Genomic DNA, 11357 nt, shown 5'->3' with positions numbered 1-11357 from the left:
GGCGAGACGCCGGGACGGGCCGCGGAGGCGAGCCGCCCGGGCGGGGGAAGCTGGACGCAGGGCCCTGGCGCGGGAGATGCGCGCCGCGCGCCGACATCAGGGGCAATGGCGGCCACCTCTAGAGCGTCGGCAGCACGGCGAATTGGTCCCGCCCGCCGGCGGCAAGGGCGGCCTCCGAGGCCTCATGGACCAGCATGTCGTCGACCCGCGCGCCCGGAGGCCCGGATCGGCAGTCGGCCAGCATGGCATCCACCGCCGCCGCCGGACCGGCGAACACCGCCTCCACCGCGCCGTCGCGCCGGTTGCGCACGAAGCCCTTCAGCCCGCGCGCGCCGGCCGCGTGGAAGCACCAGTTGCGGTAGCCCACGCCCTGCACCCGCCCGCGCAGCATCACATGCACGTAGCGCATGGCCATCGCCTCAGTTGGAGCAGCCACCGGGGGCCGGCAGCGCCTCGAAGCTGGCCATGGCGCCGACCAGGGCGAAGCGGCCGTAATCGATCTTCAGCCCGCCGACGACGCCGTTCTCATAGAGCGACATACTCATCACATAGGCCGGCGAGCGGTCCACGCCGCCGCCCTCGAAATAGCTGACCGTGACCGGATAGAAGGTCACGCCCTTGAGCGCTTCCCGCGCCGGGGCGGCGAGGCGACTCTCGTCGGTGCTGGGGCGGCCGATGATGGCGAGGGTGTCGTAGACCTTGGCCGGATCGCTGGCGCCGTCATAGACCCGCGCCTGGAGCGTCGTGTCCCCTGCCGCCGCGGCCGCCAGCACGCGCCGCACATGCTCCGTGGGCAGCAGGATATCGCCCTTCAGGTCGAACGATCCGGGGTCGGGCTGGATGACGGTGACCTTCAGCGCCTCCCGGCCCTGCCGCTCCACCGTCGCCTCCACCTTCTCGTCGCCCTCGCTGGAGGAGGAGACCGAGGTGAAGCGATAGGACTTCCCCTCCCCGTCCTCCCACGACTTGGAAGTGACAGACTGGCGCACCGGATCGCCCTCGCCGGTGGAACCGATGCTGGCCTGCCGCGTGTCGGTGGTGAAGCCGGTGCAGGCGTCGCCGGTGATCTCGTATCGGATCTCGCCGCTCAGCTCCTCGAGCTGGCCGGATGGCTTCGAGCCGTCGAGCGACAGCCGGTAGGCGGCCTTGTGCGGCAGCAGCGCCGTGGCCCCGGCGGGCACCGCGACGAGACAGGCCAGAGCGAGCGCCGCGGCCGGTGCGAGGCGGAAGGGTCGGGACATGGCGGAAAGCTCCTGATGCGCGGCACCGGTGGACGGGGGCGGGATGCAAGGGGCCGGCTTGCGCGGGGACGGCGGTTCGGCGAAGAGGAAAGCCCAATTGCGCACACCGTGTGGCAGGAGACCTCCATGACCTCGACCGTCGACGCCAGGCTCGCCGAACTGGGCATCGTCCTGCCGACTCCCAACCCGCCCCTCGCCAATTATGTGCCCGTGGCGCGCACCGGCAACCTGCTCTTCGTCTCCGGCCAGGTTTCCATCGACGCGAGCGGCAAGGCGATCGCCGGCAAGCTCGGCGCCGGGGTGGACGTCGAGGCCGGCCGCGCCGCCGCGCGCCTGTGCGCCATCAACATCCTCGCCCAGGTGAAGGCCGCCGTCGGCGATCTCGACAAGGTGGTGCGGGTGGTGAAGCTGGTGGGCTTCGTCAACGCCACGGCCGACTTCACCGACCATCCGAAGGTGGTGAACGGCTGCTCCGACCTGTTCGTGGACGTGCTGGGCGACAAGGGCCGCCATGCCCGCTCCGCCGTCGGCGTCGGCGGCCTGCCGTTTGACGTGGCGGTGGAGGTGGAAGCCATCGTGGAAGTCGCCTGACGCGGCGGCGGAGGCCCGGCCATGGCTGATCTCGCCTGGCTCACCGCGCGCCCGGTGGCCCATCGCGGCCTGCATGACGCAGCGCGGGGCATTCTGGAAAATTCCGGCTCCGCGATCGATGCGGCGGTGGACGCCGGCTATGCCATCGAGCTCGATGTCCAGATGAGCGCCGATGGCGAGGCCATGGTGTTCCACGACTTCACCCTCGACCGGCTGACCGGCGAGAGCGGCCCCCTCGCCGCCCGCCCTGCGGCCGAGCTTGCGGGCCTGACCCTGCGCGGGACGGCCGATCCGATCCTCACCCTGCCCGCCCTGCTCGCGCGGGTGGCGGGGCGGGTGCCGCTCGTCATCGAGATCAAGAGCGACTTCAGCGGCGACATGCGGCTCACCGCCCGTGCCGCGGCTCTGGTGGCGGCCTATGGCGGGCCGGCGGCGCTGATGTCGTTCGATCCGTGCGTGCTGGTGGAGCTGCGCCGGCTGGCGCCGCATGTGGCGCGCGGCATCGTGGCGGAGGGCCATTACGCACCGGAGCATTGGCCGGGCATGACCTCCGCCCGCAGCTTCGCCCTCGCCAATCTCCTCCACTGGCCGCGCTCCCGCTTCCAGTTCATCAACTACCGCGTCGCCGATCTCGCCCGGCCGCCGGTGCGCCTCGCCCGCGCCCTCGGCATGCCGGTGCTGGCCTGGACCGTGCGCACCCCGGCGGACCGTGCCCGCGCCGTCGACGGCGCCGACCAGATGGTGTTCGAGGGATTTCGGCCCTGAGGCGTGGCCGCCGTGGCGCATCGGCCTGATGCGTCATCCTGTCGCGGTGGGCAGGGTGATGTGCTGCGCACAAATTAGCGGAATGCCCGACGCCCGCATTCGCATCCTGCCAGCCCTCTCCGAAATCAAGGCGGCCGAATGGGACGCGTGCGCGGCCGGTGGCGCGGCGCGGCCGGAACCGTTCGTCTCCCATGCTTTCCTGTCCGCGCTGGAGGAATCCGGCTGCGCCGCCGCGCGCACCGGGTGGCTGCCGCAGCATTTGGTGCTGGACGGCGCCGACGGGCATGCCGCTGCGGTCGCTCCCGCCTATCTGAAATCCCATTCCCGCGGGGAATACGTGTTCGACCACGGCTGGGCCGAGGCGTTCGCACGCGCGGGGGGTGACTATTACCCCAAGGTGCAGGTGGCGGTGCCGTTCACGCCGGTCACCGGGCGCCGGCTGCTGGCGCGCGATCCGGCCGACCCCGCGGCGCCCACAGCGCTTGCCGCCGGGCTGCGCGAGCTGGTGCGGCTGCGCGGCGCCTCCTCCGCCCACGTCACCTTCGCCACGCAGGCGGAATGGGAAACACTGTCCGGTCTCGGATTCCTGCCGCGCACCGACCGGCAGTTCCACTGGACCAACGCCGGATACGCCAGCTACGAGGATTTCCTCGGCGCCCTCGCCTCGCGCAAGCGCAAGGCCCTGCGCAAGGAACGGCGCGAGGCGCTCTCCGAAAGCATCTCCATCGAGTGGCTCACCGGGCGGGAGCTGACGCAGGAGGCACTCGATGCGTTCTTCGCCTTCTATCTGGATACCGGCGGGCGCAAGTGGGGCTCGCCTTATCTCAACCGCCAGTTCTTCACCCTGGTGGCCGAGCGGATGCCCGAGAGCATCCTCCTGGTGATGGCCCGGCGGGACGGCCGCTACATTGCCGGCGCGCTCAACTTCATCGGCGAGGACACGCTCTACGGCCGCTACTGGGGCGCCATCGAGCACCACCCGTTCCTGCATTTCGAGGTCTGCTACCACCAGGCCATCGACTTCGCGATCGCCCGCGGACTCACGGTGGTGGAGGCGGGCGCCCAGGGCGAGCACAAGCTGGCGCGTGGCTATCTTCCCACCACCACCCATTCCGCCCACTACATCGTGCATCGCGGGCTGGAGCGTGCGGTGGCACAGTTCCTCGAGCGCGAGCGGGCCTTCGTGGAGGAGGACGCGGCGATCCTGACCGAGCTCGGACCGTTCCGCCGCTGCCACGAGGACGAGCAGGACTGAGGAGCGCCGGCAACACTTCGCTCCCCTCGGCCCGCCCGGCCGCATCCGGCGTTGCCCGTCGCGGCGGCCCATCGCTATAGTCGCGCCCGCGAAACCGGGGGTTTGCAATGACGTATTGCTGTGGGGTTCTGGTGCGGGACGGGCTGGTGCTGATCGCCGACACCCGGACCAATGCCGGCCTCGACAACATTTCCACCTTCCGCAAGCTCCACATGTTCGAGGAGCCGGGCCACCATGTGCTCGGCCTTGCGACCGCCGGCAACCTGTCGGTCTCGCAGTCGGTGGTGAGCATGCTGCACGAGGGCGTGGAGGACCACGAAGCCGGCGAGCGCAAGCAGCTGCGGGATTGTCGCACCATGTTCCAGGCGGCCCAGCTGGTGGGCACCGCCATCCGCCAGGTGCACCGGCTCAACGGCGCGTTCATGGAGCAGACCAACGTCAGCTTCGACGTGTCGTTCCTGCTCGGCGGCCAGATCGCCGGCGACAGCCTGCGGCTGTACATGGTCTATTCCGCCGGCAATTTCATCGAGTGCACGCAGGACACCCCGTTCCTGCAGATCGGCGAGCACAAGTATGGCAAGCCGGTGCTGGACCGCGCCGTGAACTATGACATGGAGTTGTCGGAAGCGCTGAAATCGAGCCTGATCTCCATGGATTCGACCATGCGCTCGAACCTCGGGGTCGGCCTGCCCATCGACGTGCTGGTGGTGGCGCCCGAAGCGCTGCGCTCCGAGCTGGTCTATCGCATCGAGCCGGGCGAGCCCTATTTCCATGACCTGCGCGAGCGCTGGTCGGCGGCGCTGCGCTCGGCCCATTCATCGATTCCGAAGCCGCCGTACCTCAAGAATGCCCGGCCGCGGGTGGTGAACGAGGTCTGACGGCAGGCGTACCGGCGGCATGAAAAAAGGGCGTCCCGCGGGACGCCCTTCGTGTTTCAGGCACCGTCCTGGCGGACAGGCCGCAGCTCAGGCCGCCTTGGGGGCGAGCTTGGCGGAGACGATCTTGTCGGGATCGCGGACCGGCTCGCCGCGCTTGATCAGGTCGATGTTCTCCATGCCCTCGATCACCTCGCCCCACACCGTGTACTGACGGTCCAGGAAGCGGGCATCGGTGAAGCAGATGAAGAACTGGCTGTCGCCGGAATCCGGGTTCTGCGCGCGGGCCATGGAGCAGGTGCCGCGCACGTGGGGCTGGGCGTTGAACTCGGCCTTCAGCTTCTTGCCCGAGCCACCCATGCCGGTGCCGGTCGGATCGCCGGTCTGGGCCATGAAGCCCTCGATGACGCGGTGGAACGGCACGCCGTCATAGAAGCCCTGCGACACCAGCTCCTTGATGCGGGCCACGTGGCCGGGCGCCAGATCGGGACGGAACGCGATGGTCACCGGTCCCTTGGTGGTTTCGAGAACCAGAACCTCTTCACTCATGGACCTCATCCTTTCAGGCGGCGCCGTCCTCGGGCGGCCGCCGCATGGGCCCGGACGCGCCGGGCTGCCTCACTGTCCCGGCTCGCCGGGGGGATTTCGCGCACTCGGGCTGTCCACCCGGACCGGCACTCACTTGGCGTCGGCGGCGACCTGCATCTTCACGATCTTGTCCGGGTTCGAGACCGCGCCGTTGGCGGAGGACGGACCCTTCTTGATCTTGTCCACGAACTCCATGCCCGACACCACCTGGCCGACCACGGTGTACTGGCCGTTCAGGCTCGGGGTCTCGTCGAACATGATGAAGAACTGCGAGTTGGCGCTGTTGGGCGAGGACGCCCGCGCCATGCCCACCACGCCGCGCTTGAACGGCACGGAGGAGAACTCCGCCGGCAGGTTGGGATACTTGGAGCCTCCGGTGCCATTGCCGAACTGGCCGTCGCCGGTCTGGGCCATGAAGCCATCGATGACTCGGTGGAACGGCACGTTGTTGTAATAACCCTCGCGGGTCAGCGTCTTCAGACGCTCCACGTGCTGGGGCGCGAGATCCGGACGCAGCTGGATGACGACCCGGCCATACGGCGTCTCGAGATAGAGGGTGTTCTGCGGGTCCGGCTTGGTCTGCGCCGCCGCCGGCAGCGCGAAGGCGAAGGCGAGGAGCGCAGCGGCGACGAGGCGGCCGATGAGGCGCGGCATGAAAAACTCCTGCGAAACGGCCCCGGACGGGGGCGTGGGTCGGCGCGAGCGCGGCGGCGGCACCGCCGGCAGGCGCGGGAATCAGCGCTGGAACTTGGCCTGCAGGCGCTCCAGCACCTGCGGCGGCACGAAGGCGGAGACATCCCCGCCCATGGAAGCGATCTGGCGCACGAGCGTGGCGGTGATGGGGCGCACGCGCGGCGAGGCGGGAAGGAACACGGTCTGGATGGCGGGAGCGAGGGTGCCGTTCATGCCCGCCATCTGCATCTCGTAATCGAGATCGGTGCCATCGCGCAGGCCACGGATGAGCAGGGTGGCGCCCAGCCGCGCGGCGGTGGAGATGATGAGATCAGAGAAGGTGACCGCCTCCAGCGTCGCATTCTCCTCGGCCGCCACCGGCCCGCAGACGGCGTGGATCATCTCCAGCCGTTCCTCGGCCGAGAACAGCGGCGCCTTGCCGGGATGGATGCCCACGGCGATCACCAGCCGGTCGGCCAGGCGGCAGGCGGAGCGCACCACGTCCAGGTGGCCGTTGGTCAGCGGATCGAACGAGCCGCCGTAGATGGCGGTGCGGGGCGTGTGGGCGCTCATGAGGCGTCTCTCGTTGGGGCGTCGGTCCCGGGGCGCCAAGGGGTAGCGGTCCGCGCGCCGCGACGCAACCGGCGGGACGCGGGGCCGGGCGCGGGAAACGGGGGCCGGCGGACGGCCCCCGCAAGATCACACCTCGAACGAGCCGCCGCTTTCCGGCACCACCACCTTCACCGGATGGCCTTCCAGCGCCGCCACGAAGGCGGAGGCATCCTGCACCAGGATGGGGAAGGTGGCGTAGTGGATGGGCACCACCACCTCGACGCCGGGCAGGAAGCGCTTCACCGCCAGCGCGGCGACTTCCGGACCCATGGTGAAGCGGTCGCCGATGGGGATCAGCACCACCTTGGGCTGGTGGATCTCGCACAGCAGCGCCATGTCCGAGAAGATGTCGGTATCGCCCATGTGCCAGACGGTGGGCTCGCCCGGCGCCTTCACGATGAGGCCCGTGGGATTGCCGAGATATTCGGAGGGCGCGGCCGGCCCGCCCGAGGAATGGTCCGCGCGCACCATGGTCACGGTGAAGCCGCCGAGGTCGATGGTGCCGCCGGTGTTCATCATCTGCCCGGCATCGCCCGCGCCCTTGGCGGCGAGGTAGGCGCACAGCTCCGGATTGGCCACCACCGGCAGGGACCGGCTGGCGTCGGCGGCGTCCTCGACGATGGAGACGGTGTCGCCGATATGGTCGCCATGGCCGTGGGTGAGCAGGATGTGCGTCACCCCGCGGGCGGCTTCCTCCACGGTGGAGCGGAAGCTCGGGTTGCCGGTGAAGAAGGGGTCGATGAGCACTGCCTTGTCCGCGAAGTCGAGTCGGAACGCGGCATGGCCGAACCAGGTGATCTTCATGGGAGAACTGCGCCCCTTGGCTGCGCTGGATGCGATCGGGGCGGGAGTATTCCGGAAGCCCCCGCCGGGCGCAACGGGGACAAAAGCCCGCGCCGCCGCGCCTCAGCCCAGGGTGGAGAGCGCGGGGAAGGCCTCGATCAGCCAGTAGCTCACATGGGCGATCCAGCCGGACATGAAGGCGATGCCGGTGAGCACCAGCAGCGCGCCCATGGCCTTCTCCACCATCGGCAGCGCCTTACGCACATGCACGAGGCTGCGCAGGAACGGCCGCACCGCCATGGCCGCCAGCAGGAACGGCACTCCGAGGCCGAGCGAATAGACGGCGAGCAGCAGCGCCCCCTTGGACACCGTCGCCTCCGAGCCCGCCACCGCGAGGATGGCGCCGAGCACCGGGCCGAGGCAGGGCGTCCAGCCGAACGCGAAGGCAAGGCCCATCACGAATGCGCCCCACAGGCCGGTGGGCTGGTGCACGTGCGGCCGCGCGGTGCGGTGCAGCAGGTGGATGCGGAACACGCCGAGGAAGTTCAGCCCCATCACGATGATGGCGAGCCCGGCGATGATGGAGAGGACCTCCAGATGCGCGCGCAGCAGGTCGCCGATGGCCGAGGCCCCCGCCCCCAGCGCGACGAACACCACCGAGAAGCCCGCCACGAACAGCAGCGCCCCCACCATGGCACGCCGCGCCACCTCCTTCACCGGCTCGGCGCCGGCGAGATCATCGAGCGTCGCGCCGCCGAGGAAGCACAGATAGGGCGGCACCAGCGGCAGCACGCAAGGCGAGACGAAGCTCACGAGGCCGGCGGCGAAGGCGGCAGGCAGGGTCACATCGGCCATGGGGAAGGATCGCGGCTCCCGTCTCGTCGTCTGGTCCGGCTCTCATGGGCCGGCCGGCGCCGGCGGGCAAGCCACACATCGCCGCGCTCGCCGGCTTGTGAGGGCAGCGACGGCGACCCGCCGCCCGCTATTCTGGCCGGCCGGGGGTTGCGCCCGTCGTGCGGCAGGGACATCTCAGGGACCATGAGCGACGAGCGCCCCTCCCCCCGCCGGCCGCAGGTGTTCCGCCTCGACGAGGCGGACATCACCCTCGCCCCGCCCGAGCCGGTCGATCCCGATCCGGCCCTGCTTGTGCCGGCCCCCGCGCCGGCCCGCCGGGGCTGGGGCATGTCGCTGGGCGCCCTGTTCTGGTCCGCGCTGGGCGGCGTCTTGAGCCTTGCGGCCTATGTGGGCCTGAGCCGGCTGGTGGACGACCTGTTCGCCCGTGCGCCCTGGCTCGGCTACGTGGGCCTTGCCCTCACGCTGGCGCTGGTGCTGGCCGCTCTCGCCATCGCCGCCCGCGAGATCGCGGGGCTGGCGCGCCTCACCCGGCTCGACCACATTCGCGCCCGAGCCGAGGAGGCCATCGCCGCCGACGACCGCGGGCTGGCCGAAGGCGTCGCCCGCGAGGTGCTGCGCTTGTCCGCCGAAACGCCGGTGCTGGCGCGTGCGCGCGCCGATCTCGAAGGGCACCTGAGCGGCATCATCGACGGGGCCGATCTGGTGCGTCTCACCGAGCGGACGCTGATGGCCGGCCTCGATGCCCGGGCGCGGCAGATGGTCTCCGACGCCGCGCGCAACGTCTCCGTGGTCACCGCCGTCTCGCCCCGCGCGGCGGTGGACCTCGCCTTCGTCTTCTACAATGCCGTGATGCTGATGCGCCGCCTCGCGCTGCTCTATGGCGGCCGGCCGGGCACGCTCGGCACCATCCGGCTGGTGCGGCATGTGCTTGGTCACCTCGCCATCACCGGCGGCATGGCGGCCGGCGACACGCTGGTGCAGCAGATCGTGGGACAGGGCCTCGCCGCCCGGCTCTCGGCGCGGCTGGGCGAGGGCGTGGTGAACGGGCTGCTCACGGCGCGGCTCGGCCTTGCCGCCATTGCCGTCACCCGGCCCCTGCCGTTCGCCGCCCTGCCCGCCCCCCGCCTCGCCGATGTGGCCACCGGCCTCCTGCGCAAGGCGGAGGAGGAGGCGGAGGCTTCACGCCGGCAATAGGTGGGGCGGAAGCGCGTCTGGCGTGTAGGTGACCAGGCGGTTGCGCCACACTGTCTCCACCGTCGGCGCCACCACGAAGGCGCCGAGCGCGGCGAGGAACAGGGCGAAGCTCCACTGCCGCTCGGCGATGGCGAAACCCAGAACCGCCAGCAGCCCCGCCAGCGCGGCGAGCCCGACCGCCACCATCACCCAGAAGCGCAGCGCCCCGTAGCCGCCGCGGAACGTCCGCTCGCCCGGGCTCCGCGCCAGCGCGGCGTGGAAGGCACGCACGAAGGCGGCATATTCCGGCCCCTGGTCGCGCACGCCGGTGAGGGAGATGCGGGAGGCCGAGCCCACCTTCAGCCGCGTGCCGTCGCGCCCGGCGATCTCCATCTCGAAGCTGCGGCTGGCGAACTTGGCGGGCAGGAAGCGCAACCGCACGGCGGTCACGTCCTTCAGCGGCAGGCGGCCCTCGCGGGGGCCCACCGACCAGTCCAGCGCCGCCGGCGCAAGGCCCGCCGGGGTCAGGGACAGGCGCACGCCAGCGCCGCCCAGGCGGGGCAGGCAGGCATAGGCAGGACCCTCGGCCGCCCCGGTCTCCATCCCGTTCACGTCAGCTCCCGCATGGCGGCATCGATGCCCTCGACGGTCAGCGGGAACATGCGGTCCTCCATGAGGTGGCGCATGAGGCGGATGGATTCCGTGTAGCCCCAGCGGGTTTCCGGCAGGGGATTGAGCCACACGGCCTTGGGGTAGGTGGTGGTCAGGCGGTCCATCCACACCTTGCCCGGCTCGGCGTTGTTATGTTCCACGGAGCCGTTGGAATACATGATCTCGTACGGCCCCATGGAAGCATCGCCCACGAAGATCAACTTGTAGTCATGGCCATAGGTGTGAAGCACGTCGAACAGCGGAATACGCTCGGAATGGCGGCGTACGTTGGTCTTCCACACGTCCTCGTAGACGCAGTTGTGGAAATAGAAGTGCTCCAGGTGCTTGAATTCTGCACGGGCGGCGGAAAACAGCTCCTCGCACTGGGCGATGTGCCAGTCCATGGACCCGCCCACGTCGAGGAACAACAGCACTTTCACCGCGTTGCGTCGCTCCGGCCGCAGGCGCACGTCGAGATATCCCTGCCGGGCAGTCTCGCGGATGGTTCCGTCAAGGTCCAGCTCCTCCGCCGCGCCGATGCGGGCGAACTTGCGCAGGCGGCGCAGGGCGACCTTGATGTTGCGGGTGCCGAGCTCGACCTGATCGTCCAAGTCCTTGAATTCACGCTTGTCCCAGACCTTGACCGCGCGGAAGCTGCGGTTGCCCTCCTGGCCGATGCGCACGCCCTCGGGGTTGTAGCCATAGGCGCCGAAGGGGGAGGTGCCGCCGGTGCCGATCCATTTCGACCCGCCCTGATGGCGCCCCTTCTGCTCCTCAAGACGTTTCTTCAGCGTTTCCAGTATCTTGTCGAGCCCGCCGAGAGCCTCGATCTGGGCCTTCTCCTCCTCGGTCAGGTGCTTCTCGGTGAGCTTGCGCAGCCAGTCCTCGGGAATGGACGCCCCCTCCTCCCCGAGCGCAGACTGCAAGCCCTTGAAGCAGCGGCCGAAAACCTGATCGAACCGGTCGAGGTGGCGCTCGTCCTTCACCAGGCTGGCGCGGGCCAGATAATAGAAGGCGTCCACCTGGCGGGCAGCCAGGTCGCGGTTCATGGCCTCCATCAGCGTGAGGTATTCGCGCACCGAGACCGGAACGCCGGCCGCCTTGAGCGCCTCGAAGAAGGCGATGAACATCGGCACCTTTCTCGTGTTCGGGTTCGGCTGGCGCATGCCGCGCCGGCGTCCGTGCTGTCACCCGAGGATAGCTGCGCCGCAGCGCACCGCAAGCCGCGTGCCCCGCATCCCGCGCGCCCGGTTTCCCTCCGCCGCCCGCGCCGCCCGCCCGGCCCGGCGCCCGGAC

14 protein-coding genes are annotated in these 11357 nt (G+C 70.2%); 5 read left to right on the top strand and 9 right to left on the bottom strand.

Annotation, left to right across the window (positions count from 1 at the left end; translation table 11 throughout):
* Positions 1-118: 118 nt before the first annotated feature.
* Complete coding sequence (locus tag V5F49_RS20265) at positions 119-415, bottom strand: acylphosphatase (RefSeq protein ID WP_394115078.1); 297 nt, start codon at positions 413-415, stop codon at positions 119-121.
* Between the two features lie 4 nt (positions 416-419).
* The gene (locus V5F49_RS20260; protein ID WP_394115077.1) at positions 420-1241 is read right to left on the bottom strand and encodes a cell envelope integrity EipB family protein; all 822 of its coding nucleotides are present in this window, start codon (positions 1239-1241) and stop codon (positions 420-422) included.
* A gap of 126 nt (positions 1242-1367) precedes the next feature.
* Here V5F49_RS20260 and V5F49_RS20255 point away from each other — a divergent pair, with 126 nt between their 5' ends.
* The 4 genes from V5F49_RS20255 (at position 1368) to V5F49_RS20240 (ending at position 4730) form a co-directional block, all read left to right on the top strand.
* On the top strand, positions 1368-1832 hold the full coding sequence (locus V5F49_RS20255; RefSeq protein ID WP_394115076.1) for a RidA family protein: 465 nt from the start codon (positions 1368-1370) through the stop codon (positions 1830-1832).
* Positions 1833-1853: 21 nt separating this feature from the next.
* Complete coding sequence (locus tag V5F49_RS20250) at positions 1854-2597, top strand: glycerophosphodiester phosphodiesterase family protein (RefSeq protein ID WP_394115075.1); 744 nt, start codon at positions 1854-1856, stop codon at positions 2595-2597.
* 82 nt (positions 2598-2679) lie between these two features.
* Positions 2680-3852 (top strand): GNAT family N-acetyltransferase, encoded by a 1173-nt coding sequence (locus V5F49_RS20245; RefSeq protein ID WP_394115074.1) that lies wholly within the window; start codon positions 2680-2682, stop codon positions 3850-3852.
* 107 nt (positions 3853-3959) lie between these two features.
* Positions 3960-4730, top strand: coding sequence for a proteasome-type protease (locus V5F49_RS20240; RefSeq protein ID WP_394115073.1), 771 nt, complete (start codon positions 3960-3962; stop codon positions 4728-4730).
* 87 nt (positions 4731-4817) lie between these two features.
* On the opposite strand, the gene V5F49_RS20235 is transcribed toward V5F49_RS20240, so the two are convergent.
* The 5 genes from V5F49_RS20235 to V5F49_RS20215 form a co-directional block, all read right to left on the bottom strand.
* Positions 4818-5276 (bottom strand): peptidylprolyl isomerase, encoded by a 459-nt coding sequence (locus V5F49_RS20235; RefSeq protein WP_394115072.1) that lies wholly within the window; start codon positions 5274-5276, stop codon positions 4818-4820.
* A gap of 129 nt (positions 5277-5405) precedes the next feature.
* On the bottom strand, positions 5406-5969 hold the full coding sequence (locus tag V5F49_RS20230; RefSeq protein WP_394115071.1) for a peptidylprolyl isomerase: 564 nt from the start codon (positions 5967-5969) through the stop codon (positions 5406-5408).
* Between the two features lie 81 nt (positions 5970-6050).
* Positions 6051-6560 carry a pantetheine-phosphate adenylyltransferase gene (gene coaD / locus V5F49_RS20225; RefSeq protein ID WP_394115070.1) on the bottom strand — a complete coding sequence of 170 codons (510 nt, stop codon included), beginning with the start codon at positions 6558-6560 and terminating at the stop codon, positions 6051-6053.
* 126 nt (positions 6561-6686) lie between these two features.
* On the bottom strand, positions 6687-7403 hold the full coding sequence (locus V5F49_RS20220) for a metal-dependent hydrolase (protein WP_394115069.1): 717 nt from the start codon (positions 7401-7403) through the stop codon (positions 6687-6689).
* A gap of 102 nt (positions 7404-7505) precedes the next feature.
* A complete protein-coding gene (locus tag V5F49_RS20215) occupies positions 7506-8237 on the bottom strand; it encodes a cytochrome c biogenesis CcdA family protein (RefSeq protein WP_394115068.1) in 732 nt (243 codons plus the stop codon).
* 183 nt (positions 8238-8420) lie between these two features.
* On the opposite strand from V5F49_RS20215, the gene V5F49_RS20210 reads away from it, so the two are divergent.
* Complete coding sequence (locus V5F49_RS20210; RefSeq protein WP_394115067.1) at positions 8421-9431, top strand: YcjF family protein; 1011 nt, start codon at positions 8421-8423, stop codon at positions 9429-9431.
* Here the strand turns inward: V5F49_RS20210 and V5F49_RS20205 are convergent.
* Both V5F49_RS20205 and V5F49_RS20200 read right to left on the bottom strand, forming a co-directional pair.
* Positions 9417-10022 carry a hypothetical protein gene (locus V5F49_RS20205; protein ID WP_394115066.1) on the bottom strand — a complete coding sequence of 202 codons (606 nt, stop codon included), beginning with the start codon at positions 10020-10022 and terminating at the stop codon, positions 9417-9419. The genes V5F49_RS20210 and V5F49_RS20205 overlap by 15 nt on opposite strands.
* The gene (locus V5F49_RS20200) at positions 10019-11191 is read right to left on the bottom strand and encodes a vWA domain-containing protein (protein WP_394115384.1); all 1173 of its coding nucleotides are present in this window, start codon (positions 11189-11191) and stop codon (positions 10019-10021) included. Before V5F49_RS20200 ends, V5F49_RS20205 begins: the two co-directional genes overlap by 4 nt.
* Positions 11192-11357 lie beyond the last annotated feature (166 nt).

The organism is Xanthobacter lutulentifluminis (assembly GCF_043194675.2).
In the GTDB taxonomy this organism is placed as follows: Bacteria; Pseudomonadota; Alphaproteobacteria; order Rhizobiales; family Xanthobacteraceae; genus Xanthobacter.
This window is presented reverse-complemented; position numbering and strand designations above follow the sequence as displayed.